1 protein-coding gene is annotated in these 511 nt (G+C 58.7%); it reads right to left on the bottom strand.

Translation table 11 applies throughout. The features are described from left to right. Positions 1 to 511: type 2 periplasmic-binding domain-containing protein (locus AC1DU6_RS35945; RefSeq protein ID WP_477863451.1), on the bottom strand; the 511-nt coding region annotated here is incomplete at both ends.

Raw genomic sequence — 511 nt, 5'->3', positions numbered from 1 at the left:
CCTTGATAATGCGTGCGAACCAGTCCTTGGTGAGGCCCAGCGTTTCGCCGAGATTGCCGTCGGTGCCGAAGATACGCTTCAGCTCCGGCTTGTCGGATTTTGCCTGTTCATCGACGTTCTTCTGCGTGATGCCGAGCTCCTCCGCATTGATCATGGCGAACAGCGTCCAGCGCACCACGTCCAGCCACTGATCGTCGCCATGGCGTACCAGCGGGCCGAGCGGCTCCTTGGAGATCACTTCAGGTAACACCGCGTGATCGGCAGGCACGGTGAGCTTCAGGCGTTCCGCATAAAGTTGCGAGAGATCAGCGGTGAAGACGTCGCAGCGGCCCGACTCATAGGCCTTGATGGTTTCGTCGGCGGTCGAGAACGCGATTACCTCATACTTCATGTTGTTGCCCTTGAAGTAGTCGGCAACATTCTGCTCGTTGGTGGTGCCGGTCTGCAGGCAGATCGAGGCGCTGTTGAGTTCGAGCGCCGAGTTCACCTTGAGCGCCTTGCGAACCAGAAA

It is taken from the genome of Roseateles sp. P5_B10 (assembly GCF_056400485.1).
The sequence above is the reverse complement of the archived record's forward strand: the minus strand, read 5'-3'. Positions and strand labels throughout refer to the sequence as shown.